Origin of the sequence: Diaphorobacter sp. JS3050 (assembly GCF_013154915.1) — a bacterium.
Classification (GTDB): Bacteria; Pseudomonadota; Gammaproteobacteria; order Burkholderiales; family Burkholderiaceae_C; genus Diaphorobacter; species Diaphorobacter nitroreducens.
In genome coordinates, this window is record NZ_CP053553.1 from 2,711,998 (window position 1) to 2,738,871 (window position 26,874).

The 26,874-nt window shown below is 68.2% G+C and carries 27 protein-coding genes and 2 pseudogenes; 15 read left to right on the forward strand and 14 right to left on the reverse strand.

Annotated features, from left to right (window positions below; translation table 11 throughout):
• Positions 1–36: 36 nt before the first annotated feature.
• Genes HND92_RS13040 through HND92_RS13050 form a run of 3 tightly spaced genes read right to left on the reverse strand, consistent with a single transcriptional unit; the run spans position 37 to position 3,379 of the window.
• Positions 37–1,257, reverse strand: coding sequence for a cyclopropane-fatty-acyl-phospholipid synthase family protein (locus HND92_RS13040; RefSeq protein ID WP_172207521.1), 1,221 nt, complete (start codon positions 1,255–1,257; stop codon positions 37–39).
• A 2-nt stretch (positions 1,258–1,259) separates the two neighbouring features.
• The gene (locus HND92_RS13045) at positions 1,260–2,078 is read right to left on the reverse strand and encodes a DUF1365 domain-containing protein (RefSeq protein WP_172207524.1); all 819 of its coding nucleotides are present in this window, start codon (positions 2,076–2,078) and stop codon (positions 1,260–1,262) included.
• Positions 2,075–3,379 (reverse strand): NAD(P)/FAD-dependent oxidoreductase, encoded by a 1,305-nt coding sequence (locus HND92_RS13050; protein WP_172207536.1) that lies wholly within the window; start codon positions 3,377–3,379, stop codon positions 2,075–2,077. Before HND92_RS13050 ends, HND92_RS13045 begins: the two co-directional genes overlap by 4 nt.
• 169 nt (positions 3,380–3,548) lie before the next feature.
• Between HND92_RS13050 and HND92_RS13055 the strand changes: the two genes are divergently transcribed.
• Complete coding sequence (locus HND92_RS13055) at positions 3,549–4,499, forward strand: MerR family transcriptional regulator (RefSeq protein WP_172207538.1); 951 nt, start codon at positions 3,549–3,551, stop codon at positions 4,497–4,499.
• A 25-nt stretch (positions 4,500–4,524) separates the two neighbouring features.
• Positions 4,525–5,133 carry a lipocalin family protein gene (locus HND92_RS13060; RefSeq protein ID WP_135149715.1) on the forward strand — a complete coding sequence of 203 codons (609 nt, stop codon included), beginning with the start codon at positions 4,525–4,527 and terminating at the stop codon, positions 5,131–5,133.
• 129 nt (positions 5,134–5,262) lie between these two features.
• Here the strand turns inward: HND92_RS13060 and HND92_RS13065 are convergent, their stop codons facing one another.
• The 3 genes from HND92_RS13065 to HND92_RS13070 form a co-directional block, all read right to left on the reverse strand.
• The gene (locus HND92_RS13065; RefSeq protein WP_172207540.1) at positions 5,263–5,592 is read right to left on the reverse strand and encodes a hypothetical protein; all 330 of its coding nucleotides are present in this window, start codon (positions 5,590–5,592) and stop codon (positions 5,263–5,265) included.
• Between the two features lie 121 nt (positions 5,593–5,713).
• Positions 5,714–5,848: a hypothetical protein gene (locus HND92_RS19505; RefSeq protein WP_255580449.1), complete on the reverse strand. Its 135-nt coding sequence runs from the start codon at positions 5,846–5,848 to the stop codon at positions 5,714–5,716.
• Between the two features lie 614 nt (positions 5,849–6,462).
• Entirely contained in the window at positions 6,463–6,690 is a 228-nt protein-coding gene (locus HND92_RS13070) for a hypothetical protein (protein ID WP_015913796.1), read from the reverse strand.
• Between the two features lie 225 nt (positions 6,691–6,915).
• Between HND92_RS13070 and HND92_RS13075 the strand changes: the two genes are divergently transcribed.
• Together HND92_RS13075 and HND92_RS13080 are read left to right on the forward strand one after the other, a co-directional pair.
• Positions 6,916–7,290, forward strand: a complete 375-nt coding sequence (locus tag HND92_RS13075) for a CidA/LrgA family protein (protein ID WP_011806119.1) — start codon at positions 6,916–6,918, stop codon at positions 7,288–7,290.
• Complete coding sequence (locus HND92_RS13080; protein WP_011806120.1) at positions 7,287–8,012, forward strand: LrgB family protein; 726 nt, start codon at positions 7,287–7,289, stop codon at positions 8,010–8,012. Before HND92_RS13075 ends, HND92_RS13080 begins: the two co-directional genes overlap by 4 nt.
• Positions 8,013–8,033: 21 nt before the next feature.
• Here the strand turns inward: HND92_RS13080 and HND92_RS13085 are convergent, their stop codons facing one another.
• A complete protein-coding gene (locus tag HND92_RS13085; RefSeq protein ID WP_103738823.1) occupies positions 8,034–8,987 on the reverse strand; it encodes a LysR substrate-binding domain-containing protein in 954 nt (317 codons plus the stop codon).
• Between the two features lie 164 nt (positions 8,988–9,151).
• Here HND92_RS13085 and HND92_RS13090 point away from each other — a divergent pair, with 164 nt between their 5' ends.
• From HND92_RS13090 to HND92_RS13115, 6 genes and pseudogenes are all read left to right on the forward strand, one after another.
• Entirely contained in the window at positions 9,152–10,348 is a 1,197-nt protein-coding gene (locus HND92_RS13090; protein WP_103738822.1) for an acyl-CoA dehydrogenase, read from the forward strand.
• A gap of 152 nt (positions 10,349–10,500) precedes the next feature.
• Positions 10,501–11,757, forward strand: a complete 1,257-nt coding sequence (locus tag HND92_RS13095; RefSeq protein ID WP_172207544.1) for a CaiB/BaiF CoA-transferase family protein — start codon at positions 10,501–10,503, stop codon at positions 11,755–11,757.
• 90 nt (positions 11,758–11,847) lie between these two features.
• Positions 11,848–12,813 (forward strand): annotated as a pseudogene (locus HND92_RS13100) (tripartite tricarboxylate transporter substrate binding protein BugE); the annotation flags it as partial.
• Between the two features lie 135 nt (positions 12,814–12,948).
• Positions 12,949–13,701: pseudogene (locus HND92_RS13105) on the forward strand (methyl-accepting chemotaxis protein); the annotation flags it as partial.
• A 277-nt stretch (positions 13,702–13,978) separates the two neighbouring features.
• Entirely contained in the window at positions 13,979–14,578 is a 600-nt protein-coding gene (locus tag HND92_RS13110) for a hypothetical protein (protein WP_172207548.1), read from the forward strand.
• 9 nt (positions 14,579–14,587) lie between these two features.
• Positions 14,588–15,235, forward strand: coding sequence for a DUF4124 domain-containing protein (locus HND92_RS13115; protein ID WP_011806126.1), 648 nt, complete (start codon positions 14,588–14,590; stop codon positions 15,233–15,235).
• Here HND92_RS13115 and HND92_RS13120 read toward each other — a convergent pair.
• Complete coding sequence (locus HND92_RS13120; RefSeq protein WP_088886362.1) at positions 15,232–16,188, reverse strand: SDR family oxidoreductase; 957 nt, start codon at positions 16,186–16,188, stop codon at positions 15,232–15,234. The genes HND92_RS13115 and HND92_RS13120 overlap by 4 nt on opposite strands.
• 45 nt (positions 16,189–16,233) lie before the next feature.
• Here HND92_RS13120 and HND92_RS13125 point away from each other — a divergent pair, with 45 nt between their 5' ends.
• The gene (locus HND92_RS13125; RefSeq protein WP_011806128.1) at positions 16,234–17,286 is read left to right on the forward strand and encodes a CDP-6-deoxy-delta-3,4-glucoseen reductase; all 1,053 of its coding nucleotides are present in this window, start codon (positions 16,234–16,236) and stop codon (positions 17,284–17,286) included.
• A gap of 185 nt (positions 17,287–17,471) precedes the next feature.
• Here the strand turns inward: HND92_RS13125 and HND92_RS13130 are convergent, their stop codons facing one another.
• Complete coding sequence (locus tag HND92_RS13130; protein ID WP_103738818.1) at positions 17,472–17,822, reverse strand: four-helix bundle copper-binding protein; 351 nt, start codon at positions 17,820–17,822, stop codon at positions 17,472–17,474.
• 132 nt (positions 17,823–17,954) lie between these two features.
• On the opposite strand from HND92_RS13130, the gene HND92_RS13135 reads away from it, so the two are divergent.
• Entirely contained in the window at positions 17,955–18,926 is a 972-nt protein-coding gene (locus HND92_RS13135) for a tripartite tricarboxylate transporter substrate binding protein (protein WP_103738817.1), read from the forward strand.
• Positions 18,927–19,192: 266 nt separating this feature from the next.
• Here the strand turns inward: HND92_RS13135 and folK are convergent, their stop codons facing one another.
• From folK to hda, 4 genes are read right to left on the reverse strand one after another with little or no spacing between them, the layout of a single operon-like run.
• Positions 19,193–19,711: a 2-amino-4-hydroxy-6-hydroxymethyldihydropteridine diphosphokinase gene (gene folK / locus HND92_RS13140; RefSeq protein ID WP_253940027.1), complete on the reverse strand. Its 519-nt coding sequence runs from the start codon at positions 19,709–19,711 to the stop codon at positions 19,193–19,195.
• Entirely contained in the window at positions 19,708–21,303 is a 1,596-nt protein-coding gene (gene pcnB / locus HND92_RS13145; protein WP_172207559.1) for a polynucleotide adenylyltransferase PcnB, read from the reverse strand. The genes folK and pcnB overlap by 4 nt, the downstream gene beginning before the upstream one ends.
• The gene (locus HND92_RS13150) at positions 21,300–22,001 is read right to left on the reverse strand and encodes an HAD family phosphatase (RefSeq protein WP_172207562.1); all 702 of its coding nucleotides are present in this window, start codon (positions 21,999–22,001) and stop codon (positions 21,300–21,302) included. Before HND92_RS13150 ends, pcnB begins: the two co-directional genes overlap by 4 nt.
• Positions 22,002–22,051: 50 nt before the next feature.
• On the reverse strand, positions 22,052–22,744 hold the full coding sequence (hda, locus tag HND92_RS13155) for a DnaA regulatory inactivator Hda (protein WP_011806134.1): 693 nt from the start codon (positions 22,742–22,744) through the stop codon (positions 22,052–22,054).
• A gap of 336 nt (positions 22,745–23,080) precedes the next feature.
• On the opposite strand from hda, the gene purM reads away from it, so the two are divergent.
• The 3 genes from purM to HND92_RS13170 all read left to right on the forward strand — a co-directional run bounded on the left by purM (position 23,081) and on the right by HND92_RS13170 (position 25,844).
• Positions 23,081–24,130 carry a phosphoribosylformylglycinamidine cyclo-ligase gene (gene purM / locus HND92_RS13160; RefSeq protein WP_172207565.1) on the forward strand — a complete coding sequence of 350 codons (1,050 nt, stop codon included), beginning with the start codon at positions 23,081–23,083 and terminating at the stop codon, positions 24,128–24,130.
• Between the two features lie 18 nt (positions 24,131–24,148).
• Entirely contained in the window at positions 24,149–25,228 is a 1,080-nt protein-coding gene (locus HND92_RS13165) for an AI-2E family transporter (RefSeq protein WP_172207576.1), read from the forward strand.
• Between the two features lie 223 nt (positions 25,229–25,451).
• Positions 25,452–25,844: a universal stress protein gene (locus HND92_RS13170; protein WP_123676001.1), complete on the forward strand. Its 393-nt coding sequence runs from the start codon at positions 25,452–25,454 to the stop codon at positions 25,842–25,844.
• 88 nt (positions 25,845–25,932) lie between these two features.
• Here HND92_RS13170 and ppk2 read toward each other — a convergent pair whose 3' ends face one another.
• Complete coding sequence (gene ppk2, locus HND92_RS13175) at positions 25,933–26,847, reverse strand: polyphosphate kinase 2 (RefSeq protein ID WP_011806138.1); 915 nt, start codon at positions 26,845–26,847, stop codon at positions 25,933–25,935.
• Between the last annotated feature and the right edge of the window lie 27 nt (positions 26,848–26,874).

Sequence of the window (26,874 nt, forward strand, 5' to 3'; positions counted from 1 at the left end):
CATGAAAAGCGGGGATCGTTGCCCGTGAGGGGCGCTTCAGTCCTTCACCAGCGTGTACTGCACGACGTCGATGCTGCGTGCGTCGAATGCGGCCTCGCAGTACGCCAGATAGAGCTCCCAGGTGCGCTGGAAAGACGCATCAAATCCCCGGGCCTGTACCTGGGCTCGCTGCTGGACGAAGCGTTGGTGCCAGCGGCGCAGGGTTTCCGCGTAGTCGCGGCCGAAGGCAAACTCCTCCACCACCCGCAGGCCCGCGCCCTGCGCGGCGGCGCGAAAACGCGATGGGCTGGGAAGACACCCCCCTGGGAAGATGTACTGCTGGATGAAATCGGTACCCCGCACATAGCGGTCGAACAGCGCGTCGTCGATCACGATGCTTTGCACGCAGGCGCGCCCGCCCGACTTGAGCAGGCGCGCCATGGCACCAAAGTAACTAGGCCAATAAGCCTGCCCCACGGCCTCGACCATTTCGATGGAACAGATGGCATCGAACGGGCCTTCCTGGATATCACGGTAGTCCTGCAGCCGTAAATCCACCTGGGCGGCCAGGCCCGCGGCCTGCATGCGCTCCTGGCCCCAGGCCAGTTGCTCCGTGGACAGCGTCACCCCTGTCACCTGCGCCCGGAACTCGCCAGCGGCCACCTCTGCCAGGGCACCCCAGCCACAACCGATTTCCAGCACCCGGTGCCCGGGCTGCACGCCCGCGCTGTGCAGAGCGCGGCGTACTTTGGCATGCTGCGCCTGGGTGAGGTCTCCCCCCAGATTGCCCTCGAACCATGCACTGGAGTAATTCATGCTCGGGTCCAGCCACAGCGTGTAGAAGGCGTTGCCCAGGTCGTAGTGCGCGTGGATGTTGCGCCGGCTCCCGGCACGGGTGTTGCGGTTGAGCAGGTGACGCAGACGGTACGCAAGCCGCCCCCACCAGCCGCCATAGACCAGAGACTCCAGCGCATCGCGGTTGTCCATCAGCAGCCGCAACAAATCGGCCAGGTGAGACGTACTCCAATCCTGGGCGATGTAGCTCTCCGCCAGGCCAATATCCCCCGAGCGCAGGACGGCTCCAAACACCTTCCAGTTGTGCAGGCGCATGCTGGCATGCGGGTGTTGGCCGCTACCCAATTGCACGACGTTGCCGTCGGGTAGCTCCAGATGGAGCGTGCCACGCTGCAGGCGCTGCAACAGGCGCAGTCCATGGCGTGCCGCGGCAGGCATGTCAGGCAAGGGGAGCGCGGACGGCGAGACAGTGGTGGTGTTCATGGTCAGGTGCTCGGCGAGGAAGATCGGGTCACGGGCCGTGCAGGCGGCGTGGGTTTGGAATGCAAGGGCGCACGCTTGATCCACAGCAGCAGTGCATGCCAGTGGATGCGCGCAATGACGCCCCATGTCAGAAACGGGTAGTGCCACAGCGCCCGGCGGCGGCTGCTGGCGTCCAAGGGTTGCAGGCGCCCTGCCACGCCGGTGAGCACCAGCGGGCCCTGGGCATCGTCAAAGTCGATGCGCACGCGCGTGGACTCAAGCCCCTGTGTGCCACTGCGCTTGAATTCAAAGCGGTAGCCGCCTTCCACCGGGCAAAACGGCGACACATGGAAAACCTTGCGCGCGCGTAATTCCTCGCCGTACCTTGGTGCGTCGAGCAGGTAGGCATGGCGCTCGCCGAAGGTGTTGTTCACTTCGGCCACGATGGCACGCAGGCTGCCGTCACGGCGGTGGCAGTACCAGAAACTCACCGGCTTGAAGCTGTAGCCCAGGATGCGCGGATAGCAGTGCAGCCAGATCTCACCCTGCGCATCGGTAATGCCTTCGCCGCGTAGCAGCTCTTCCAGCCAGGCCAATGCCCCCCCGGCTTGCGGGCTGCGGCCATCACCGTGGTCGGCATCGCGAAACGCCAGAGCACCCGGCCGGTTCAGCGCCAACACGCCCGCGGCCTGCGGCTGCGCGCGCAGCGTGCGCATGGGCAGCAGCAGGAAGAAGGTCGGGACGATGAAACGGTGACGGCGCGGGCGCAGCCGGGTGTGCCACACATGACCGAAGCCGATGTGCGGCCGGTTGCCGGCGACCGCGGTGACTGGAAGGTTCATGCGGCCTCCCGCTGGCGCAACTGCTCCAGCAGCAGATCGGCGGCGCGGTAGCCCGACTGCAGGCCGTCTTCATGAAAGCCATACCCCGTCCAAGCACCGCAGTACCACGTGCGCTGCACGCCCTGCAATTGCGGAACCTGGTCCTGGGCGGCAATGGCGGCCAGATCGAACACGGGGTGGTCGTAGTCGAATTCGGCCAATACCTTCTCCGCCGCAATCGAACGCGTCGGATTGAGAGAGACCAGCACGGGGTCGGCAAAAGGCAAAGGCTGCAAGCGATTGAGCCAGTAATGCAGGCACACGCGCGCCGATTCACGTTCCCTGCTGGCCGCGCGCTCGTAATTCCACGCGGCCCAGGCGCTGCGCCGCTGCGGCATCACATGCGCGTCGGTATGCAGCACCGCGCGATTGGGCTGGTAGCGGATGGCACCCAGCACCTGGGTTTCCTGCTGTGTCGGCTGCGCCAGCAGGCGCAGGGCCTGGTCGCTGTGCACCGCCAGCACCACGGCGTCGAAGCGCTCGCTTTGCCCCGCTGCATGCACCTGCACGCCAGCGGCATCGCGCACGATGCGCTCCACGGGCGTGGCCAGTCGCGCATCAAGCCCCCGCAGCAGTTGGTGCACGTACTGGCGTGCGCCACCCGCCACCGTGAACCACTGCGGGCGGTGGCTCACCTGAATCAGCCCGTGGTTGTGGCAGAAACGGATCATGGTGGCCACGGGAAAGCGCAGCATCTGATCGGTGGGGCAACTCCAGATGCAGCCCAGCATGGGCAGGAAATACCAGTCGCGGAACGCTGTGCCAAAGCCATGCCGCGCCAGAAACTCGCTCAGGGGCTGGGCCAGCGCGGCCTCTTCGCCCGACTCCGCCAGGGCGGTGCACAGCTGATTGAAACGCAGCAGCTCGCGCAGCATGCCCCAGAAACGCGGACGCAGCAGGTTGCGGCGCTGGGCAAACACGGTTGCCAGGTTGGCACCGCTCCACTCCAGCGTCCCGGTGCCGAGTGCGCCGGCGCCAGGCACCTGCACCGAGAACGACATGTCCGAGCGCGCGGTGGGTATCTGCAGCTCGTCAAACAAGGCAATCAGCCCGGGATAGGTCCGTTCGTTGAAGACCAGAAAGCCGGTGTCCACGCCATGCGGTACCAATTCCCCGGCCGCGTCCGGCAGGCACACGTCCACCGTGTGGGTGTGGCCGCCGAAGTAATGCCCCGCCTCGAACACCGTGACATGCGCCTGCGCCCGCAGGCGGTGGGCTGCGGCCAAACCTGAAATTCCCGAACCAATGATGGCGATTTTCATGATCACTCCAACCCTCGGCGAAATACCAGAGGTAGCGCTGTGCGCAGACAATGGGCGTAAATGTAGTGGACAAAACTAATTTTGTCCTAGACAATTTCACCAATCCCCACAGTTTGTCCATGACTTTCGATACCCTCCTGCGGCCTGTACGCCGCATAAAGGTTGGCGCATGAGCACGCCAGACCATCCCGAGAGCGCAGGTTTGCCCATCGCGGCCGTGGAGCGCGAAACCGGCGTAGCCAAGGACACCTTGCGCGTATGGGAAAAACGCTATGGCTTCCCGCAACCCTTGCGCGACGGGGCGGGGGACCGCCTGTATCCGAGCGAGCAGGTGCAACGGCTGAAACTGATTCGCCGCCTGCTCGACACAGGGGCCAGGCCCGGCAAGGTGGTGGGGTTGGACAGTGCAGAACTGCTGTCCTTGCTGAACCAGAGACCTTCATCCCCCAGTTCAGTTTTGTCCAAGACAAATCTTCAGGCGTTCTCCTCACCTGCGACCCTGACTCCGCTTCTTGACGCCATCGGAGCGCACGATCCGCAAGCCCTGCGGCATGCCCTGAGTCACGCACAGCTGCGCATGGGGTTCGCTCCGTTCGTCACCGACCTGGTGGCTCCCCTGACCACGGCCGTGGGCGAGGCCTGGGTGCAAGGGCGCTTCGAGGTCTTCGAGGAACACCTCTTCACCGAGGTCATCACCGGGGTTCTGCGCAACGCCATCGCTTCCCTGGCGCCGCTGCCCATACCGCAAGGTCCCAAAGTCCTGCTCACCACGCTACCCCAGGAATTGCATAGCCTGGGGTTGCTCATGGTTGAAGCACTGCTGGCACTGGAAGGCTGTACCTGCGTTTCATTGGGTACGCAGACACCCGTGGGCGACGTGGCCCAAGCCGCCGTGGCCCATCGGGCGGATGTGGTGGCTTTGAGCTTCAGCAATGTGCATAACGGGACAGTCGTTCACGCCAGCCTGCGTGAGTTGCGGGCCCAGTTGTCTCCCACCACCGCGTTGTGGGTCGGCGGCTCGTGCACGGCTCTGTACCAAAAGCCCCTGGAAGGGATCACTCCCGTCCAGCACCTGACGGGGCTTCAACCCTTGGTGGCGCAATGGCGCCACACACACTGATCCAGCACTTGGTCAAGGACATCACATGTACCTGCTCCCAGCTTTTCTGTTTTCTGTGCGGCGCGCACTCATCCCGTCCTGCCGCGCAGGCCTGTGGGCGCTGTGGATGGCGGGCGTCGCCGTAATGGCCGGCTGTGCAAACACCAGCCCCCCGCCGGGCGTAGAAGCGGTCACGCCATTCGATCTACAGCGCTATCAGGGGCGCTGGTATGAGCTGGCCCGGCTCGACCACTCATTCGAGCGCGGCATGACGGATGTGTCCGCCACCTACACCCCCCAGGCGGACGGCAGCGTGCGCGTGGTCAACCGCGGCTTTGCCGCCGCATCGGGCCAATGGCGCGAAGCCGTTGGCAAGGCGCTGTTCACGGGTGCCCCCACCACCGGATCGCTCAAGGTGTCCTTCTTCGGCCCGTTCTACGGCGGCTACCACGTCGCGGCGCTTGACCCTGACTACCGCTGGGCGCTGGTGTTGGGGCCTGATACCAGCTACTGCTGGATTCTGGCGCGCGACAAACATCTGGACGCTGCGCAGCGCGATGCCATCGTGGCTCGCGCCCAGGCGCTGGGGGTGGATACGCACGCCCTGATCTGGGTCACGCACAAGCGCCAGGATCCTGCGCACCCGCCCCGATGACTGCATGTACCAGCGAGCAGCGGGAAAAGAAGCCTACGTGGGATCGAAAACGCGCTCAGTGGCGTGCGGCTTTCTTTGACCCACATTCGTAGCCGGTCAGTCGTGCGGCAATGCGCGTGCCCGAATCGTTTACTGCGCCGAGGGCGCGCCCCCGGCAGGTGCGCCCATGCCTGCGCGACCCGGGGTGGTAGGCGTGTCGCCGCGCTGGGGCGCTGAGGGCTGGGGGGCATCCACCGACGGCCCGGCCATTCCGGCGGACCCTTGGGTGGCTGCGGGAGCCCCTTCGCCAGGCGCGCTCAAGCGATCCTTTGGAGCGCGCAAGTTGAATACGACAACGGCTACCAGCGCGATCAGGGCGGTGACAAGGGCGATGCGAATGGCGCGCTTGTCGTCGCGCTGGCTCGGTGGGGTGGTGCCCGGGGATGGTTCAGCGCCCGGACGGTTGGGGGTGCGGTTCATGGTGAAGCTCCTGTGTTACATGAAGCACGTTATGAACACAGGGGCACGGCCACTGTCAGACGAATGCCCCGTTCGAACGTCCCGTTCAACAGCGCAAAAAGACCAACGGTCTGTCCCGGTGCTACCACGGCGCCCACAGGAACAGCAGCATCACCGCCACGGCGATGAGCAGCAGTGTCACAGTCCTGGAGGTGGCCACGCGGTTGCGGCCTGAAGAATGGGGTACTTCGCCTGAGGCGGGTTTGGTAGGTGGCATGTCACGCTCCGATAGTTGCAGACCACCATAAGCGCCTGGCGGGGCCTGCCTTGTAAGACAGCCACCCGCGCAAGTGCGCGTACCGCCCGTACGTACCGCCATTCAGCCCAGACGCGGAGGCGTGTCAGCGGGCTCCGGGGGTGGTGCGGGCACATCCGGCTCCACGGGGGGATCGGCCGGTTGGCGGTGGGCGAGAGCGGTGCGGTGAATCATGTCAGCCATCTCCGGGTCGGTGGCATACCGCGCCAGAGGCAGCGGCAGGACGATGTGCCTGCCGCCCGCGCCTCGGCAATCGAGTACGCGGGGCCCCGTGAGGACTGGCCAGCACGGGACGCTGCCAAAGGGCAAAGCTTACGGGTGTTAGCCACATGCCGCCGGGCGGCGATAAGAGAACGCCACCCTTGCCATGCATGCGGCCACAGCGTTCGGCCCAGACCTGGCGCCAGGGCTCCCGCAATGGGAGCCGAGAAGCCCGGCCCGCGCCGCCTGGGCATGGCAGCGAAGCTGCGATGCGCACCCGTCGGGTGTTTGCCGCGGTGGCCGTAAGTTACCTTCGCCCGCGCGGGGCGCCGTGTAGGACGGAGGCGAATCCGCCCCGCAGCGGTGACCCCGGCTCAGTTGTTTTGGCGCTTGATGAGCTGGCGGCCCAGGTCGGTGATGTGGAACTCGCCCCCGGGCGTCTTGCCGATATAGGCCCAATCCAGCAGGCGCCCGGACAGATGGTGCTTGAGCGCGTCGGGCACGCTGAGGGCCTGGCCCATTTCGAGCTGCTTCAGCGTGGCGATCTCATCCACGGTAGGTTCAAACGTGGGTGCGTGGTACAGGGGCTGGGCGGTAGCCATGGCAAGTCCTCCTGGTGCAATGGTGCGGCGACCGTTGCGTTGCACCGGAGGGTGCTTCGCCGGGCGACCGCTGCACACCAGGGTATTGCGGATGGCCGTTGCGCGCAACCGGCGGAGCCCCCGACCTCCCGCAAAGAGGCGGCATCACCCGAGCACCAGCGCGGGGCGGTGGGTATCAGGGATGATCATGGTTTTTGCGCCTGCGCGCCGCCCTGCCCGCCTTCAATGCTCTACGCCCTGACCGCCCTCTTCATCCTCCAGTTGCTGGGAGAACTTCTGGTCCAGCTCCTGGGCCTGCCCCTGCCTGGCGCTCTCGCAGGCATGTTGCTGCTGTTGGCGGCGCTGCTGGCATACGGGCGCGTCCCGCAGGCGCTGGAGAGCACCGCGGGCAGCCTGCTGCAGAACATGATGCTGCTGTTCATACCCGCGATCGCCGGGGTCATGCTGCACTTTGACCGCATCGCGCGCGAATGGCTGCCGTTCCTTGTGGCCGGCATCGTGGGGGCGGCCATCACGCTGGTGGTGACGGCCTGGACGCTGCGCTGGCTGCTGCGCGACAGCGCCGACGCACGCCCGCGCGAGCAGGAGCAGGCCCCGTGAGCGCGTCTCTCCCCGGGCTGGCCGCATGGTTCACGGCGTCGCCCCTGCCCTGGCTGGCGCTGACGCTGGCGGCCTACACGCTGACGCTGGCGCTGTATCGGCGCAGCGGCGCACACCCGCTGCTGATCCCACCACTGACGGCGACGGCGCTCGTCGTGGCGGTGCTGTTGCTCACGGGCACGCCCTACGCCACCTACCGCGAGGGCACGCAACTGCTGAGCTTTCTCATCGGCCCCGCCACGGTGGCGTTGGCCGTGCCGCTGTTCGCGCAGCGCGAGCGCATTCGCCAGCTCTGGCGCCCGATCAGCGTGGCGCTGCTCGTGGGCTGCACGGTGGCGATCGTCTCCGCCCTGCTGCTGGCCTGGGCGCTGGGCGCATCGTATGAGACGCTGATGGCGCTCGCACCCAAATCCGCCACCATGCCGATCGCGCTGCCCGTGGCGGAGCGTATCGGCGGCGCGCCATCGCTGGCAGCGGTGGCCGTGGCCATCACGGGCATTGCGGGGGCGGTGCTGGCGGGGCCGCTGCTGCGCCTGCTGCGCGTGCACGACCCGGCCGTGCGCGGCTTTGCCATCGGACTCACGGCCCATGCCATCGGCACGGCGCGCGAACTGCAGGTGCATCCCACGGCCGGTGCCTTCGCCGCGCTGGCGATGGGCCTGAACGGTGTGGCCACTGCCGTGCTGGTGCCGGTATGCGTCGCGTTGATGGGTGGACGCTGATCGACAGATGCTGAAGAGCGGCTACGCCAGCGGCCCGGCCACCGCCATGTCCTGCAGCCAGCCAGCGAACGCGGCCAGCACCGGCGGCTGGGGCTGCGCGGGGCTCACGAGGTAGTAACCCCGCTCGCCACGCAACGGACGCGGGCAGGCCACCACCAGCTCGCCCCGGGCGATCTCGGCCTCGATCAGCATGGGCGGCATCAGCGCAATCCCCAGGCCGTGGGCCGCCGCGGCGGCCGTCATGGAGAACAGTTCATAGCGCGGCCCTTCCAGCGCGCGCGGCGCATCCAACACGCCCATGGCATCGAACCACTGTCGCCAGCCATAGGGCCGGGTGCTTTGCTGCAGTAGCGGCAGCCGCGCCAGCGCCTGTGGCGGCAGGCCCTGGTGTGCACGGCCCGTGCCGCGCGGCATGCCCAGTTGCTGCGCCGCCGTCTCCAGCAGGCGCGGGCTGGACACGGGCACCACGTCCTCCTGCATCAGCAGCTGCGCCTGCACGCCGGGCCAGTTGGCGACCTGCTCGGGCGTGCCCGCGTACAGCGCCGCGTCGAAGGCCGTATCGGTGAACAGGAAGGGCCGGGTCTGCGTCTCGATGTGCACCACGATCTCGGGGTGGCGCGCGGCCAGCAGCGGCAGGCGCGGGATCAGCCAGCGCGTGGCAAAGGTGGCCACGGCCGCGAGCGAAATGGCGCCGCCATGCCCCTGGTGGGCCATGACGTCGAGCGTGTCGCGCTCCAGCCCCTGCAGCCAGCGCGCCACCTGCTGCCCGTAATGCCGCCCCGCGGGGGTGAGCACCACCCCGTGGCGCGTGCGGCGAAAGAGTTGCACGCCCAGTTGCTCCTCCAGCGCCAGGATTTGGCGCGACACCGCGCTTTGCGTCAGCGCCAACTCCTGCGCGGCCCGGGTATAGCTCTCGTGACGCGCAGCGGCTTCGAAGCAGGCCAGCGCCTGGGTGGATGGCAGGTGTCGTCGCATCGCAGCATCTTAGCCAGATATTCTTAAATCAAATATCTGGATGCAAATAACTCGCTTGCCGTCACTTACTCAGACGCCATACGATCACCTTCGTTAACCAAGCAATGCACCTTGTGCATGCTTGGGTCCTACCACCCACCCCGCATTCCAGCACTGGAGACACCATGCCCCGCACCGCCTTCCAATGGGACGACCCCTTCCAACTCGACCAGCAGCTCACCGAGGACGAGCGCGCCGTCCGTGACGCCGCGCGCGCCTACTGCCAGGACAAGCTGGCGCCCCGCGTGCTGGACATGTTCCGCCACGAGAAGACCGACGTGACCATCTTCCGCGAGATGGGCGAGCTGGGCCTGCTGGGCCCCACCATCCCCACCGAATACGGCGGCGCCGGCCTGAACTACGTGAGCTACGGCTTGGTGGCGCGCGAGATCGAGCGCGTGGACTCGGGCTATCGCTCCATGGCGTCGGTGCAGTCGTCGCTGGTGATGGTGCCGATCAACGAGTTCGGTTCCGAGGCGCAGAAGCAGAAGTACCTGCCCAAGCTGGCTTCCGGCGAGTTCATCGGCTGCTTCGGCCTGACCGAGCCCGACCACGGCTCCGACCCCGGCAGCATGGCCACGCGCGCCTACAAGGTGGACGGCGGCTATCGCCTCAAGGGCAACAAGATGTGGATCACCAACAGCCCCGTGGCCGACGTGTTCGTCGTCTGGGCCAAGGAAGTGGAGGCATCCGGCACCGTGGGCCAGATCCGCGGCTTCATCCTGGACAAGGGCATGAAGGGCCTGTCCGCCCCCGCCATCCACGGCAAGGTGGGCCTGCGCGCCTCCATCACCGGTGAGATCGTGATGGACGACGTGTTCGTGCCCGAGGAAAACGCCTTCCCCGAAGTGCGCGGGTTGAAGGGCCCGTTCACCTGCCTGAACAGCGCACGCTTCGGCATCGCCTGGGGCGCCATGGGCGCGGCCGAGTTCTGCTGGCACACCGCGCGCCAGTACACGCTGGACCGCAAGCAGTTCGGCCGCCCGCTGGCCGCCAACCAGCTCGTGCAGAAAAAGCTGGCCGACATGCAGACCGAGATCACCCTGGGCCTGCAGGCCGCGCTGCGCGTGGGCCGCATGAAGGACGAGCACCAGAACGTGGTCGAGATCACCTCGCTGATCAAGCGCAACAACTGCGGCAAGGCTCTGGACATCGCCCGCCTGGCGCGCGACATGATGGGCGGCAACGGCATCAGCGACGAGTTTGGCGTGGCACGCCACCTGGTGAACCTGGAGGTGGTCAACACCTACGAGGGCACGCACGACGTGCACGCGCTCATCCTGGGCCGCGCGCAGACGGGCATCGCCGCGTTCGCCAACTGACCCGGCGCGGCGCGCGGGCCGCATCAAAGGCCCGTCACGCGCGCTCTCAAAATAGGAGCTTCTCGCGCTTACCCTGCAATCAGTTCAATGGTTTTTATCCTTGAATTGGCGGCACAACAAGCGCGAGCAGCTACGTTTTCAATAGCGATTTCATGAGTGCTTCCACCCCCCGCGGCGCCTTGGACGGTATCAAGGTACTGGATCTTTCGCGCGTGCTTGCCGGTCCCTGGTGCACCCAGATGCTGGCCGATCTGGGCGCCGACGTGGTCAAGGTCGAGCGCCCCCAGGCCGGTGACGACACGCGCCACTGGGGCCCGCCCTTCCTGAAGGACGACGCTGGCCGCGACACGCGCGAGGCCAGCTACGTCACCGCCTGCAACCGCAACAAGCGCAGCATCACCGTGGACATGGCCCATCCCGAGGGCCAGGCGCTGCTGCGCCGCATGGCCGCCGAGGCCGACGTGGTGGTCGAGAATTTCAAGGTGGGGGGCCTCGCGCAATACGGGCTGGACTACGCCAGCCTGAAAGCGCTGAACCCGCGCCTGGTCTACTGCTCCATCACCGGCTTCGGCCAGGACGGGCCGTATGCCGAACGCGCCGGCTACGACCTGATGGTGCAGGCCATGTGCGGCCTGATGAGCATCACCGGCCATGCCGACGGGCAGCCCGGTGGCGGGCCTCTGAAGGTCGGCGTGGCCGTGGTGGACGTGTTCACCGGCCTGTACGCCAGCAACGCCATCCTGGCCGCGCTGAACGCGCGCGACAACGCCCGCAACGGCACCGGCGAAGGGCAGCACATCGACATGGCTTTGCTCGACGTGGGCATGGCCGTGCTGGCCAACCAGGCGGCGGGTTACCTGGCCACCGGGCAGGCGCCCGGACGCGCCGGCAACATCCACCCCAGCCTGGCGCCCTACCAGGACTTTCGCAGCCGCGACGGCAACGTGCTGCTGGCCATCGGCAACGACGGACAGTTCGCGCGCTTTTGCCAGGCGTGCGGCCACCCCGAATGGGCACAGGACGCACGCTTTGCCACCAATACCGCACGCGTGCAGCACCGCGCTGCGCTGCTGGCGCTGATGGAGCCCGTCCTGCAGACCCGCAGCACCGCCGAGTGGATCGCCCTGCTGGAGGACAAGGCCGTGCCCTGCGGCCCCATCAACACCATCACCCAGGCCTTCGACGACCCACAGGTGCGCGCGCGCGGCATCCGCAGGGAGCTGCCCCGCGACGCCGGCGACGGCATCGCCCACGTGGCCACGGTGGCCAACCCCATGCGGCTGTCGGGCACGCCCGTCCGCTACCATCGCGCGCCACCCGCGCTCGGCCAGCACACCGACGAGGTGCTGCGCGAGCTGGGCCTGGATGCTTCGGCCATCGCAGCGCTCAAAGCGGGGGGTGCCATCTGACCCTTTTCCCGCACCGGCCCCGCCGGTGCTTCCTTCCCGCCATCACTGGCACGCCATTGCTTCACCACATCGATAACAGGAGATAAAAGCATGATTCGTCGCAGCGCACTCACCCTGGGCCTGTTGGCCCTGCTCGGCACGGCCGCCCAGGCCCAGTCCGGCTACCCCAACAAGCCCATCCGCCTGCTGGTGCCCTTCGCCGCGGGCGGCACCACCGACCTGATCGCCCGCGTGGTGGCCGAGCCCCTGGGCCGCGAGCTGGGCCAGCCCGTGGTGGTGGAGAACAAGGGCGGCGGCGGCGGCGCCATCGGTGCGGCCGAAACCGCGCGCGCCACGCCGGACGGCTACAACCTGGGCGTGGCCACCGTGTCCACCACGGCCACCAACCCGGCCATCAACCCCAAGATCCCCTACAACGTGTTCACCGACTTCACCCCGGTCGTGAACATCGCCGCCACGCCCAACGTGATTGCGGCCAACCCGCAGTTCGCCGGCAAGGAATACAAGAGCTTCCTGGCCGAAGTCAAGAAGACTCCAGGCAAGTACTCGTTCGGCTCGCCCGGCACCGGCAGCATCGGCCACCTGATGATGGAAATGTTCATGCTGGAGACCGGCACCCAGCTGGTGCACGTGCCCTACCGCGGCTCGGGCCCGGCACTGAACGACGCCGTCGCCGGCCAGATCCCGCTGATCTTCGACAACCTGCCGTCCGCCCTGCCCTTCATCAAGGACAAGCGCCTGACCGCCCTGGTGGTGGCCGCCCCGCAGCGCCTGGCCGTGCTGCCCGACGTGCCCACACTGGCCGAAGTGGGCCTGCCCAACGTGAACCGCATGGCCTATTACGGCATCATCGGACCGAAGGGCCTGCCCAAGGACATCGTGGACAAGGTCAACGCCGCAGTGCACAAGGTGCTGAAGGACCCTGCGGTGCGCAAGCGCATCGAGGACACGGGCTCGCTGATCGTGGCCGACACGCCGGCGAAGTTCGCCCAGGAAATCAAGGCCGAATACACGGCTTACAAAAACGTGGTGGACAAGCAGAAGCTCACCATGGACTGCGCGCACCGCCTCCACCCTCACCAGCCCCGCCACCCGCGGGGCTTTTTCGTTTGCGCCATGAGTGCAACGGCAGGCCTTCCTGACATGCCCAAGCATTACAGGGCAACTACCTATTGAAACAAAATACAAGAAAGAGTCAACGCGCGCCAGGTGGCACTGGCCAGCACCGAGATCGCCCAGGGCAACAACGACCTGTCGGCCCGCACCGAGCAGCAGGCCGGCGCGCTGGAGGAAACGTCCGCCTCTATGGAGGAGCTGAGTTCCACCGTGCGCCAGAACGCCGACAACGCGCGCCAGGCCAACCAGCTGGCCGCCAACGCCTCGCAGGTCGCCAGCCAGGGCGGCGAAGTGGTGACCCAGGTCGTCACCACCATGCAGGGCATCAACGAAAGCAGCCACCGCATCGCGGACATCATCGGCGTCATCGACGGCATCGCCTTCCAGACCAACATCCTGGCGCTGAACGCCGCGGTGGAGGCCGCACGCGCCGGCGAGCAGGGCCGCGGATTCGCCGTGGTGGCCGGCGAGGTGCGCGCGCTGGCCCAGCGCTCGGCCGCCGCGGCCAAGGAGATCAAGCAACTGATCCACACCAGCGTGGAGCGGGCGGAGCAAGGGTCCGCACTGGTCGGCCAAGCCGGCGCCACCATGACGGAGGTGGTGACGGCCATCCAGCGGGTGAGCGGCATCGTGGCCGAGATCAGCACCGCCAGCCAGGAGCAAAGCGCCGGGGTGCACCAGGTGAGCGATGCCGTGGCGCAGATGGACCAGGCCACGCAGCAGAACGCCGCACTGGTGGAGGAAAGCGCAGCCGCCGCCGACAGCCTGAAGCTGCAGGCCGAGCAACTGGTGCAGTCCGTGGCCCTGTTCCGCCTGCGCGCCGACGGCTCCGTGCCCGCAGCACAACAGCGCGGATAGGCAGCGTAGGCGCTCTTGCGCCAGGCGAAATCATCGCGCGCCGCGCGGCCGCCAGGCCCTGCGCTGGCGGCGAAACACCCCGTCACAATGGTGAAGAGAGGGCAAAGCCTGACAAAGCCGGTCCGGTAGGGTCAACCAAAATGGCCCGACGCGCGTCTGACACACAAGAGGTGGCAGCGAGACCACCGCCTTTACCACCACAGCGCCGGCCCGGACCGCCCGGCGTGCTTACCCGGGAGACCTCTCCATGCCTCGTTCGCGTTGGACTTCTGTGCGCATCCTCACCGCCGGCGTGCTCGCCTCGCTGGCTGTCGGCTGCGCCGCTGTGCCGGGTGACCCCTACTACGATGGGGGCGGCTACTATCCCGCGCCATCGTCCATGACGGTGTACGAGCAGCCCGGCGTGATCTATACCGCCCCGCCGTTAGGCTGGCGCGACTACCCCCCGCCGCCTTCCGGCTGGCGTGAAGACGCCTGGCGCGAGCGCCAGTGGCGGGAAGCGCGTGAGCGCCAATGGCGCGAGGCCCAGGAGCGCGAACGCCGTGAGGCGGACCGTCGTCGCGAAGCCGACCGCCGCCGCGATGCGGACCGCCGTGAAGCCGACCGGCGCGAAGCGGAACGCCGCCGCGACGCCGAACGTTGGGAGGCCGAACGCCGCCGCGACTGGGACCAGCGCCGTAAGGAGGACCAGCTGCTGCGCCACCCCAACCCCGACGTGGCACGAGAACGGCAGCTGCAGTTCGAACGTGACCGCCGCGCGGAGCGCGAAGCCGAGCGGGAGCGACGCAACCAGGCATTCCAGCCCCAGCCCGGCGACCGCCCCAACCCGCGCCCCGACTGGCGCTGAAGGCCGCCCATGACCCGAGCCCTGCCTGGCTCCCTTGGCACCGTCAGTGCCGCGCTGGCGCTGACGCTGGTTACCTGTCTGCCCCTGCCGTCAATGGCCCAGGTGGTGCGCTGCACCGACCCGGCCACGGGCAAGGTGACTTACACCGATGGCGACTGCGGCCGCGGTCAGTCCGCACGCGAAGTCGAAGCCCGCAAGACCCCCCAGGAAATCCAGCAGGAGCGCGAGCAAGCCGCCGAAGCCCTGGAGCGCAAGCAGGAGCGACAGCAATGGGAGCGCCAGCAACAGCGCGACGCCGAGCCCGCGACGCGCGCAGCGCGCCCTCGCGCCACCCCGGCCGATCCATCGCAATCCGTAGACTGCCAGCGCGCACGGCGCAACCTGCAGGAGGTGCTCTCCACCATGGGCCGCGGCATGTACGACGAGCAGGCGCGGCTGGATGCGGCGCAGCGCCAGGCTGACCTCGCCTGCCTGAGTCCGGCGGACTATGCACGCGCGGAGAGCGCGCGCTCCAGCCGCACCGTCTATCCCTCGCCCTACTACGCCCCGCCGGTGGTGGTGGTGCCACCACGGCCCGCGCCGCCGCCGCGGCGCGAAATCACGCACTGCAACGTGTTTCGCTGCTACGACAAGCAGGGCAACACCTACCCCCGCTAAGGGTGCGGTGCCTGCAGCCCTTCGCGCACGGTGGGATAGCGCAAGCGCAGGCGCAGTTCGCGCGCCATGCGCTTAGTGGTCAACCGCCGTGATTCGCCCATGAAACTCAGCAGCGACAGCGGTAGCTGCTCCTGCGCGGTACTGCGCTGCACGCGCGGCGGACGCGGCAAGCCATAGAGGTCGGCCGCGAAGTCGAAGTAGTCTCCCATCTTGAGCTGGCTGTCGTCTGCCACGTTGTAGATGCGTTGCGCACGAGCGCGCCACAGCGCCAGCATGCAGGCCCGCGCCAGGTCATCCGCATGGATGTGGTTGGTATAGACGTCGTCAGGCTCGGCCAGCACGGGCGTGCCGCGGCGCAGGCGCGCTTCGGGCGTGCCGCCCTCACGGTCAGGGGCGTAGATGCCGGGCACGCGCAGAATGCTCACGGGCACGCCCGCACGACCCAGGTGACGCATGGCGCGCTCGGCATTCACGCGGCGCTGCGCGCGCGGCGTGGCGGGCGCCACGGGCCGCGACTCGGGCACCCAGGCCCCCGCGCAGTCGCCATACACGCCACTGGTGGAGGCATACACCAGGGATTGCGGCAGCGTGCGCCGGCGCAGCGCACGCGCCAGCGCCGTGCTGCGGGGGTCCAGCCACCAGCGCGGACCAACCTCGCGCTCGCCAGGTGGCGGCGCCAGATGCAGCACCCGCGTGGCCACGCCCGCCAGGCGCGCCAGCGTGGCCGCATCGTCCAGATTGCCCAGCAGCGGCGTAACGCCCGCCCCACGCAGCTGCGGCACGCGCGTGGGCGAGGACGTGAGCGCAAGCACGCGCGGGCGGCCACTCCCGCCCTGGGGTCCGTTCAGGCTGCGCACCACGCGCAGCCCCACGTCGCCGCAGCCAATGATGAGCACGCGCTGGCGGCGAAAGCGCGCCGGCAGGGCGCCGAGAGGGTTTTGGATTGAGGGCAAAATCGGTCGGTTTGCTTGAAGACAACTCCAAGGATACCCACTGTCATGACCAGCGCAGAGACCGCATTCCAGATCACCGTGCAGCCCAGTGGCCGTGCCTTCGAGGCGCAGGCTGGCGAAACCATCCTGTCCGCGGCCATCCGCGGCGGCGTGGGCATGCCCTACGGTTGCAAGGACGGTGCCTGCGGCTCGTGCAAGTGCAAGAAGCTCAGCGGCTCGGTGGTGCACGGCGAGCACCAACAGAAGGCGCTGAGCACCGAGGAGGAAGAAGCCGGCTTCGTGCTCACCTGCTGTGCCCAGCCGCTGACCGACGTGGTGCTGGAATCGCGCCAGGTGACCGACGAGAGCGCCTATCCCATCAAGAAGCTGCCGGTGCGCGTGGCGGCGCTCACGCGCGCATCGCACGATGTGATGCAGGTGCGCCTGCAACTGCCCGCGGCCGACACCTTCCGCTACCACGCGGGCCAGTACATCGAATTCATCCTGCGTGACGGCGCGCGCCGCGCGTACTCCATGGCCAACGCACCCCACACGCAGGAAGGCGCGCCAGGCGTGGAGCTGCACATCCGCCACATGCCCGGCGGGCGCTTCACCGACCATGTGTTCAACGCCATGAAGGAGAAGGAAATCCTGCGCGTGGAGGGCCCTTTCGGCAGCTTCTTCCTGCGCGAGGATTCCGACAAGCCCATGGTGTTTCTGGCTTCGGGCACGGGCTTCGCGCCCATCAAGGCGCTGATCGAACACATGCAGCACAAGGGCATCACGCGCCCGGCCACGCTCTACTGGGGCGGGCGCCGCCCGGCGGACCTGTACATGGACGGCTGGATCCGCGAGCGCCTGGCCGCGCTGCCAAACCTGCGCTACGTGCCCGTGGTCTCCGACGCCCTGCCCGAGGACGGCTGGGCTGGCCGCACGGGCTTCGTGCACCAGGCGGTCATGGAGGACATTGCCGACCTCTCGGGCTATCAGGTCTATGCCTGCGGCGCGCCCATCGTGGTGGACTCGGCCCGCGCCGCCTACAGCGCAGAGCGTGGCCTGCCGCCCGACGAGTTCTACGCCGACGCATTCACGTCCGAGGCCGACAAGCACGGCGGCTGACGGACGTACGCGCGGCGCACCGCGCACGACCCTGCGCCACGCAACGGGCGTTGTGCCTGGCCGGCAGGTGTCGTCGAACGGGATCTGCCAGACCACGGGCGCCGTGCGCGATCCGCGTCGCACGGCACCGCGAAGTGCTGCAACAAGGCCGCGGTAAGCGCCGCCGCTCAGGGAGCGTAATTCACTCAAGCGATCATGTCGCGGCACAGGCTGGCGCAGCGCTTGCAGGCTTCCGCGCAGTCCTGACAATGGTCCGCCGCGTGGCTCATGCATTCCTGTGCGCAGCTTTCGCAGATGCGCGCGCACAGCTCGCAGACATAGTTCACGTGGGGGCTCTCGCGGGCCATGGTGGCGGCAGCCAGGCGGCAGATGTCGGCGCAGTCCATGTCCAGCGCGATGCACTTGGCCATGTGGCGCGGGTCGGGCTCGCGCAGGCACGCCGCGGCGCAGAAATCGCAGGTGGCAGCGCATGCGTTGCAGGCCGCGATGCAGTGGGAGTAGCGTGATTCGTCCAGGATGGTGGGGGCGTCCAGCATGTCAGTCCTTTCATGGGCGGGGGCAGGCAAGGCCCGGGCCCATCGTAGAAAGATGCGCCGCGCCTTGTCGTAGGACAGGGCAGCATTGCGGCGCCACGGAAGCGTCTTCCATTTTTTGCACAATGGAGGCCTATGAACCGCAGACACCTTCTTCTTTCGGCCGCTGCCATTGGCGCGGCACTCGCAGCCCCCCTGAGCCACGCGCAGGACGCGCCGATCCGCCTGGTCGTGCCCTACGCGCCTGGCGGCCCGCTGGACGTGACGGCGCGTGCGCTGGCCGAGCGCGTGCGCGACACGCTCGGCGTGGTGGTCGTCGACAACAAGGCGGGTGCGGGCGGCAACATCGGCGCCGATCTGATCGCCAAGTCCGCGCCCGACGGGCACACCATCGGCATCGCCGCCACGGCCACGCACGCCGTGAACCCCTGGCTGTACAACCGCATGCCCTATGACGCGGCCAAGGACTTCGCCGGCATCACGCAGATGGTGCGCGTGCCCAACGTGCTGGTGGTCAACGCCGCGCGGGCCGAGCAGCTCAAGATCAACACCCTGCAGGACCTGATCGCCTACGCCAAGGCCAACCCCGCCAAGCTCAACTACGGCAGCGGCGGCAACGGCAGCGCCGGCCACCTGGCGGGCGAGATGTTCAAGCAGAAGGCCGGCATCTTCGCGCTGCACATCCCCTACCGCGGCGCCAGCCCCGCGCAGCTGGCCCTGCTGGCCGGCGAGGTGGACTTCAACATCGACAACCTGGCCGCCGCCGCGCCCAACATCAAGTCGGGCAAGCTCAAGGCCCTGGCCGTCACCTCGCTGGAAGCCAGCCCCATGCTGCCCGGCGTGCCCCCGCTGTCGCAGACCTTCAAGGGTTTTGCCATCGACACCTGGTGGGGTCTGGTGGCACCGGCCGGCACGCCCAAGCCCGTGATCGCCAAGCTCAACAAGGCCTTCACAGAGGCACTCAAGGCACCGGAAACCAAGACGCGCTTTTCCGCGCTGATGGCCGAGCCCGTGGCCACCACGCCCGAGCAGTTCGACGCCTTCATGGCCGCCGAGCGCGCCAAGTACCAACAGGTGGTGAAGGCCTCCGGCGCCAAGGTCGACTGACCGGAACGCGGCATTCCGGGTGCCACCGGAGTGCCGCGGGCGGCGCACACGGCGCGACTGTCCGGGCGTGTCGTCGTCAGCCTGGGGCCAAGCCGCCCCAACGGCGCCCCCCTGTTGCGCTGCCGCACCCGCCGCCACGGCGGTGACGCCTCGCAACCGGCGGCGCGCTCACATCAAAAATAAGAGCGCCTCACGCTTGCCATATGGCGGTTTGCAGGTGGTTTCACCTTCAAACGTCCGCACGACCAGCGCAAGCAGCTATTAATTCAGGAGTTTGCGCCCAGCCATTCGGTGGCTTCGGCCAGGCGCTCGATGCGCTGGCCGCTGGCCAGGGCGCGCTGGGCGGCTGTGCCACACGTCTGGGCCAGGCCGGGCGCCAGTTCCGCCAAAGGAAGGAGCACGAAGGCCCGCTCGCCCATGCGCGGGTGGGGCAGCGTGAGTTCGGCGCCGTCCAGGCGCTCCTCCCCGTACAACAGCAGATCCAGGTCCAGCGTGCGTGGCGCGTTGCGGTAGGGGCGCTCGCGCCCCGCGGCCTGCTCGATGGCTTGCAGGGCATGCAGCAGCGCCAGTGGCGCCAAGGTGGTCTGCAACTGCGCCACGGCATTGAGATAGTCGGGCCCGCCGGCATCCACCGGCGCGCTGCGGTACAGCGACGAGACCTGCCGCACCTGGGTGCCGGGCAACGCGCCCATCGCCCGCACCGCGTCGCGCAGCGCGCCGCGCGCATCCCCCAGATTGGCGCCCAGGCCCACCCAGGCGCTGGCCGCCACGGAAGGCGGGGTCACGCCTCGCCCGCGGGCGCGCCACCCTCGGATGCACCGCTGCCCGTGGGCTTGCGGCGACGGCGGCGGCGCTTCTTGGGCGCAGCAGCGTCCTCTGCCGCTGGCTCGGCCAGGGAATCACCGGCATCGCTGGCCCTGCGCGGGGGCTCGGCGTCGTCCGTGGCGACTGGCGCGGCCTTGGGCACGCGCCGTACCGTGGGCTGGGCCTTGCGCTGGCGCGCGCGCTGCTCCTCGCGCGCCTGCTCGATCATGTCCTCACGGCGCGCATCGTCGGCCAGCGAGAACTCCTGCCACCACTCGGCCAGCGCCTCCTCCACCTCGCCCACGTCCGCGCGCAGGCGCAGGAAGTCGAAGCCTGCGCGAAAACGCAGGTGCGCCACCATGCCGAAGGGTGTGCTGCCCGAGCGTTTCTCGAAGCGCGGCTGCATGACCCAGATCTCGCGCATGTCCGCCGCCAGCTTGCCGCGGCCGGAGACATCGCCGATGCGCTTGTCGAACACATCGTCGATCGCATCCTGCAGCGCCGGAAAGGGCTGCTGGCGCCCCAGGCGCTGCTCCCAGCCGGCCTTCACGTCCTGCCACAGCACACAGGCCAGCAGGAAGCTGGGCGCAACGGGTTTGCCCTCGCCCACGCGGCGGTCGGTGTCGGCCAGCGCGGCCTGCACAAACGGGTGGCTGGAACGGTCCACCACCACGTCCAGCAGCGGGTAGATGCCCGTGGCCAGCCCCAGGGACTTGAGCTGCGCGATCGAGGCCAGTGCGTGGCCGGTCTGCAGCAGCTTCAGCATCTCGTCGAACAGGCGGCTTTGCGGCACCTCCCGCAGCAGCGGCTCGCACTCCACCAGGGGCTTGGCGGTCTTGGGCTCCAGGGCAAAGCCCAGCGGGCTGAGCTTGGCCGCAAAGCGCACGGCGCGGATGATGCGCACGGGGTCCTCGCGGTAGCGCGTGGCCGGGTCGCCGATCATGCGCAGCACGCGTTTCTTGGCGTCCTCGATGCCCCTGTGGAAGTCCACCACAACCTCGGTCTCTGGGTCGTAGTACATGGCGTTGACGGTGAAGTCGCGCCGCGTGGCGTCCTCGTCCTGCGGGCCCCAGACGTTGTCGCGCAGCACGCGGCCGCTGGCGTCCACGGCATGGTGCATGCCGGCCAGCTGGGCCTTGCTGGTCTTTTCGTTGCCCCCCACCTGCTCGGCTGCCGCGTTGTCCATGTAGGCACGGAAAGTGGAGACCTCGATCACCTCATGCTCGCGCCCGCGGCCGTGCACCACGTGCACGATGCGAAAGCGCTTGCCGATGATGAAGGCGCGCCGGAACAGGCCCTTGACCTGCTCGGGCGTGGCGTTGGTGGCCACGTCGAAGTCCTTGGGCTTGAGGCCCAGCAGCAGGTCGCGCACCGCGCCGCCGACGATGTAGGCCTCGTAGCCCGCCTGCTTGAGTGTGCGCACCACGTCGCTGGCGCGGCGGTCCACCAGTTCGGGGTTGATGCCGTGCACCGCGGCGGGCACTTCCGCACGCTTGCCAAAGCGGCCGCGCGTGCCACGGCCCGCGCCGGCGGCGCCCTTGCCCAGCAGTTTGTCGATGAAGGTCTTGATCATGGGTGTGGGGGAAACAGGTCCAGAATGCGCCAGCCGCGCTGGGAAGCCAGTGCGCGCAGGCGTGGATCGGGGTTGGTGGCGACGGGATGATCCACCTTTTCCAGCAGCGGCACATCGTTCATGGAGTCACTGTAGAACGTGCTGTCCACGTCCGTCCAGCGCAGGCCGCGCTCGGCCAGCCACTGCTCCATGCGCTGCACCTTGCCCTCGCGCATGGAGGGCACGCCGCGAATGCCGCCGGTGATCCAGCCGTCGTCGCCGCGCTCCAGTTCCACGGCGACCAGCTGATCCACGCCCAACGCCAGGGCGATGGGGCGGGTGACGAACTCGTTGGTGGCGGTGATGATGAGCACCTCGTCGCCCGCGTCGCGGTGGCGCTGTACCAGTGCGCGCGCTTCCTCGCGCAGCGCGGGCTGGATCACCTCGCGCATGAACTGCGCGTGCGCCAGGGCCGCCGCCTCGGCGCCGCGCCGGCGAATGGCGTCGGTGGCGAAGCGCACGTAGTCGTGCACGTCCAGCCGCCCGGCGACGTAGTCGTCGTAGAACGCCTTGTTGCGCCGGCCGAACTCTTCGCGGTCGGCCCAGCCGATGCGGATGGTGAACTCGCCCCACTCGTAGTCGGAATCCAGGGGCAGCAGGGTGTGGTCCAGGTCGAACAGGGCCAGTCGGCGGCGTTGTACCTGCGTGTCAAAGGTCATGCGTTGATTGCAATGGGTGGATGAAAGCGCCCTGCACCGATGGCCGCGCGCTACTCGGTCTCCAGCATGGTCTTGAGCAGCGGGACGGTGACGGCGCGCTGCGTGCGCAGCGCAAAGCTGTCGAGCCGGTCCAGCAGCTGCATGAGGCTGCCCAGGTCGCGCGAAAAGCGGCCCAGCATGTAGTTCATGACCTCATCGGCCAGGAAGATGCCGCGCGCATCGGCCTGCTGGCGCAGCACGGCGCGACGCTCCTGCTCGTCCAGCAGCTGGAGCTGGAACACGTGGCCCCAGCCCAGCCGTGTGCGCAGGTCGTCGCGCAGCGGCAGGTCGGCCGGCGGCAGGTCGCCCGCGGCCAGTACCCAACGGGGCGCTCCTTCGGTGGGGTTGATGGCGTTGACGAACCAGTTGAAAGCCGCCGCCTGCTGCGCCGTGGTGTACAGGTGCACTTCGTCGAGCAGCACCGCGCTCCAGCGCTCGTCGAAGGCCGAGGGCAGCGCGACGGAGGCGTCGAGCCAGCCCACGCTGGCGCCCTGCCCGCGCAGCGCCTCGTACGTGGCCCGCAGCAGGTGCGACTTGCCGGTGCCCGTTTCGCCCCACAGGTAGGTGGGCACGGGCGAGCGCGGCGCGGCGCCACCGGCCACCGCCAGCCGCAGGTGCTGCAGTGCCTGCGCGTTGGGGCCGGCATGGAAGTTGTCGAGCGTGGGGCCGGTCACCAGGCCAATGTCCAGGGCCAGCTGCTTCATGGCGAGCGCCACCCGCGCAAATGCGGCGCGCCCCGGCCTCCGCGCGCAATGCGGAGCGTGGCCGGGCCGTAACGGGATGGAGTGGATGGCATGGGAGGCAAGGTAGGGGACGCGCCGCGGTTCACCGCCGCGAAACCACGGAGGCACCCGGAAAGCGGGTGGCACGCAGGGCGTGCAACCCGCGATTTTAGTGCGTCGATGGCCCAGACGACCCGAGCCCGGGCCGCGTGCGGCGCAGCCCGCCGCGCGGGGGCATTCGCGGCCCGCCCGGGCGGACCCTTAAAATCCCCGCTTTCCGGCCCGCCGACCGCGGCCCTCAGCACTGACGCACATCCCATGAGTTCCTCTGCCCCCTCCACTCCCATCTCCTACAAAGACGCCGGCGTTGACATCGACGCAGGCGACGCGCTGGTCGAGCGCATCAAGCCGCTGGCCAAGAAGACCCTGCGCGAGGGGGTGATGGCGGGCATCGGCGGCTTTGGCGCGCTGTTCGAGGTGCCCAAGCGCTACCAGGAGCCGGTGCTGGTCTCGGGCACCGACGGCGTGGGCACCAAGCTCAAGCTGGCGTTCGAGTGGAACATGCACGACACCGTGGGCATCGACCTGGTGGCCATGAGCGTCAACGACGTGCTGGTACAGGGCGCCGAGCCTCTGTTCTTCCTGGACTACTTCGCCTGCGGCAAGCTGGACGTGGACACCGCCGCCGCAGTGGTGGGGGGTATCGCCCGTGGCTGTGAGCTGAGCGGCTGCGCACTGATCGGCGGCGAGACGGCCGAGATGCCCGGCATGTACCCCGACGGTGAATACGACCTGGCCGGCTTTGCCGTGGGCGCGGTCGAGAAGTCGAAGATCCTCACCGGCCAGACGGTGAAACCCGGCGACGTGGTGCTGGGCCTGGCCTCCAGCGGCGTGCATTCCAACGGTTTTTCGCTGGTGCGCAAGTGCATCGAGCGCGCCGCGGCCGCCGGCATGCTGCCCGACACGCTGGACGGCAAGCCCTTCAAGGCCGCCGTCATGGAGCCCACGCGCCTGTACGTGAAGAACGTGCTGGCCGCGCTGGCACAGCATCCGATCAAGGCCCTGGCCCACATCACCGGTGGTGGCCTGCTGGAGAACATTCCGCGGGTACTGCCCGAAGGCACGGCCGCCCACCTGAAGGCCGGCAGCTGGCCGCAGACGGAGCTGTTCGCCTGGCTGCAAAAGACCGCCGGCATCGACGACATCGAGATGAACCGCACGTTCAACAACGGCATCGGGATGGTGGTGGTCGTGCCGGCGGAGGCCGCCGATGCCACGGCCGCCACGCTGCGCGCGCTGGGCGAGGCGGTGTACGCCATCGGTGCCATTGCCGAGCGTGGCGACGGCGCCGCCGTCGTCGTGGGCTGATCCAGCGCGATTGGCACGATGCCTTCGGGTCAGCCGCCGCAAGGCTCCGCCGCCACGCCTGCCGCCCTGAGGCCGCCATTCGCGCCCGCCACGCGGGGCGTGGTGATCGCCAGCTACGTGCTGATGGGCGCCGCGCTGCTGCTCGTGATGCTGCGCGGGCTGCTGCCCGGGCTGCTGTGCGTGTGCCTGGGTTTTCTGCTCACGCGTTGGCTGGCGCCACGCCTGGCGTGGTTCCCGTCGCGCACGGCGAACAGCATGGCAACCCGCGGCCAGACGGCAGCCGCCACGCTGGTCATGCTGTCTCCCTTGCTGCTGCTGGCGCTGGCGCTGTCGCATTTGCGCACCTATATCGTCGACGCCCCCCAGCAATACCGCGAACTGCTGGACTTCCTGGCCCGCACCGTGCTGGAACTGCGGCTGAAGCTGCCCACCGACATCGCGGCCCAGTTGCCCGAAGGCGCCGCCGAAATCCAGCGCACCATCGCCGCCTATCTGGCCGCCAAGGCCGGCGCCCTGGCCATGGCGGGGCGCGCCTGGCTCACGGGCCTGCTGTATGCCTATGTGGGCCTGCTGATCGGGGCACTGGCCGCCGTGCGCAGCGTGGGCGCTTCACGCGGCCCCTTGGCACAAGAGCTGGTGCTGCGCATCGCGCGTATGGGAGAGGCCTTCCGTCAGATCGTCGCGGCGCAGTTCTGGATTGCCGCCTTCAACACGCTGCTCACCGCACTGTTCCTGTTGCTGGTGCTGCCCCTGTGGGACTTGGACCTGCCCTACACCCCCGCGCTGATCACCCTGACCTTCGTGGCCGGCCTGGTGCCCATCGTGGGCAACCTGCTGTGCAACGCGGTCATCACGCTGGTGGGACTGTCGGTATCGCCCGTTGCGGCCGTGGCCTGCCTGGCCTTCCTGATCCTGATCCACAAGGCCGAGTACGTGATCAACGCCAAGGTCGTCGGGCGGCGCACCCACATGGGCGTGTGGGAGCTGCTGTCGGTGATGTTCGTGGCCGAAGCCGTCTTCGGCCCTGCGGGGCTGGTGGCGGCACCGCTGTTCTACGCCTACCTGAAGAAAGAGCTGGAAGCCGCGCGGCTGGTATAACCGCCGCGCCGCAAAAACCATAGCTGCCAGCGCTTATCCAGCAAGCGCTGCAGGGCTTTTTCACCCTCAAACCCTCTTCCCGCGTCCGGCGCGGCGCCTGGCCCCCATCGCGCGCCCCGCACCCGGGATGACACTCGCCAGCGCCTGCGATGTTGGGCTATTCTGGCGGCTGGCGCGCAGTGCGCCAGACACATCGTCATCACAGCCATAAGGGAGACTTTGCATGACCATTCTCGTCGCCTACGTTCCACGCCCCGAAGGCCGGGCCGCGCTGGACAAGGGCATCGAAATCGCCACCCGCCGCAATGAACGCCTGGTCGTCGTCAACGCCGGCCCCGGCGGGCGCCAGGAAGACCCCAGCATCGTCAACGGCTACGAGGCCGAACGTGTGGAGGAGCGCCTGGCCACGCTGCCGATCGAGGCCGAGTTCAAGCAGTTCGTGCGCGGCAAGAGCACCATCGAGGAGATCGAGGAAATGGTCGCGACGCTGCAGGTATCCGTGCTGGTGATCGGCCTGCGCAAACGCTCGCCCGTCGGCAAGCTGCTGCTGGGCAGCATGGCACAGGAGATCTTGCTCAACGTCGATTGCCCGGTATTGGCCGTCAAGGCCGCTTAAAGGCACGTCCGAGCGCCCCAGGGCGCTCGGCTCCCCCCGGCCTCCGCTTGCCTTGGCGTGGACTGGACACCCGCCCAATCGTCAATCGTCAGTACCGCTCGGGCACGATCATGCTGCCGGGTGTGGGCTGGCGCAGGTAGTCCGGGTGGCGCACGCGGTCGGGCAGCACCACCTCGGTATGCGGCACATCGGCATACGGCAGCTGCTCCAGCAAGTGGGCGATGCAGTTGAGGCGCGCTTTCTTCTTGTCCACGGCCTGCACCACCCACCAGGGGGCCTCGGGGATGTGGGTGCGCTCCAGCATCGCCTCCTTGGCCTTGGTGTATTCCTCCCAGCGCACGCGGCTCTCCAGGTCCATGGGGCTCAGTTTCCACTGCTTGAGCGGGTCGTGGATGCGCCCCAGGAACCGCAGGTGCTGCTCCTCGTCGGAGATCGAGAACCAGTACTTGATGAGCCGGATGCCTGAGCGCACGAGCATCTTCTCGAACTCCGGCACGCTGCGGAAGAACTCCTCGTACTCCTCCTCCGTGCAAAAGCCCATCACTTTCTCGACGCCCGCGCGGTTGTACCAACTGCGGTCAAAGAGCACGATCTCGCCTGCCGCGGGCAGGTGCGCCACATAGCGCTGGAAGTACCACTGCGTGCGCTCGCGGTCATTGGGCGCAGGTAGCGCCGCCACGCGCACCACGCGCGGGTTCAACCGCTGCGTAATGCGCTTGATCACCCCGCCCTTGCCGGCGGCATCGCGCCCCTCGAAGATCACCACCACCTTCTGCCTTGAGTGCTGCACCCAGTCCTGCAGCTTGACCAGCTCGCCCTGCAGGCGGAACAGCTCCCGGAAATACTGCTGGCGTGCCAGCCGGTCCACGGGCGCCTGCAGGCCGTGCTCATCGAAGGCGCGGTCCTCGATCTCCAGCTCCAACTCCTCGTCATAGCCGTCGGCCAGATCGTCGGCGATGCGTTCCATGAGTTCGTGGGAATTGATCTCGGATATATGCGGCATGACTGGTACCTTCTCGGCAGGCAGAAG